The organism is Protofrankia sp. Cj3, assembly GCF_917627355.1.
Classification (GTDB): domain Bacteria; phylum Actinomycetota; class Actinomycetes; order Frankiales; family Frankiaceae; genus Protofrankia.
Window position 1 is genome coordinate 40991 of the sequence record NZ_CAKJTR010000022.1, and the last position, 1458, is coordinate 42448.

Genomic DNA, 1458 nt, shown 5'->3' on the forward strand with positions numbered 1-1458 from the left:
CCGGCTGCCAGGACACTGTCAGGGGAGGCCGGGTGAGATCCCGGCGGTTGGCCTCCGCGGACCACTGGGCTGTCAGCTGATCGGCAAGCCGATCGGCGACCGGAGCCATGTCGATGTCGCCGGCCTGGTTGTCCCCGCGATCGGCGCGGTAGCTCGCCCATGCCAGTGTCAGCGCTGCTACAGCCAGCGCACCAGCCCATTTGTCGCCGCTGGCCAGGGCTACAGCGCCCGCTCCGAGCGTCCCCACGATCAGGATCAGCCAGGACGGGATCCGTCCTTTCCCTGTGGTACTACCCATAGTGGGCAATCATCCACAGACACAGCTGAGGGGTGACCGTGGCCTCGCTCCGGCATCAGCTGTCGGTGCGGTCCGTCTATGACCATGATGACGATCATCGTGGATGTCGGTCACGAGGTGCAGAAGACCGCGTCAACAATTGATCAAGGATGGTGAGTCGGCCACGACCACGCCACCACGTGATCGCCATGGGGGAAGCCGGCTGGATCGTGGCCTTTCACGACGGAACGTGTGTCAAGGTCAGGTTCGCGTATCCGTCACCATCCGCACTCTGCCTGCCTTGGGATCTGCTTGCGCATACCCAGGAGACACGCGGTTACCTGAAGATTCTCTGGAGGTCTGACGGAGGTGGATACAACGCCGACGTCATCGGCGTTCAATCACGTCCACGCACGTGGGCAGGCCGACAGCGAGCGGCACCACCTGCTCATGTCCGAGACGGATACCAAACGGGCCCAGGGCTTGTGGTCGGCGGCGAAGGCGCTCGGGGCGTAGCCGGAATGACCACGAACGGTGCATGCCGCCGGTCGCGGCGGCGGCTCGGCATGTCGCTCGTCGTTGGGACTCCGGCTGCGGCATGGACTGTCGGCCCCGGTTCTTCCCGTGGATGTCGTGGTGCGGGGCGCGGCTCGCGCCGCGTCTTGATCCGTAGCCCTCGGCGGACCGTCCACCCACGTCTACCCCCGTTGCAGTACAACTGCAGTACGGCACCGCTCTCGGTGCCGGTGACGGAAGGTAAGCGGCGTCCCGGCCGAAATCCAGGTGGCTGCATGACATTCCGTCGGCCGGTGGTCTTGGGTACCCCCGCAGGGTGTGGATCCCGTCCTCTCCGGGCCGTCTAATGATCTAGATGTTGTATTGCGTGGTACCGTAGAGGGCGGTCTTCAACACACCTGTCGAGATGGGTAACGGTAGTCCGTCTCGCCGGGAGTTGCAGGAAGATCCTCCCCCGTACCCGGGGGAGAAGGACACCGACGGAGGCCCAGGTGGACTACGAGGTGCCGGTCGCCCTGGTCGGTGTTGAGAGTGTCGATCTTTCTTCTGTTGCGCAGACAGCGCTCGACGAGGCATTGGCTGAGGCTGACGCCGGTCATACCGAGCTGTTCGAGAGCATTGAGGACTTCGACGCCGACTTGCGGGCTGCCGTCGTCGGCGACCTG

The 1458-nt window shown here is 64.7% G+C and carries 1 pseudogene; it reads right to left on the reverse strand.

Annotated elements, in window-relative coordinates:
• Positions 1-298 (reverse strand): annotated as a pseudogene (locus MJ783_RS05085) (hypothetical protein); the annotation flags it as partial.
• Positions 299-1458 lie beyond the last annotated feature (1160 nt).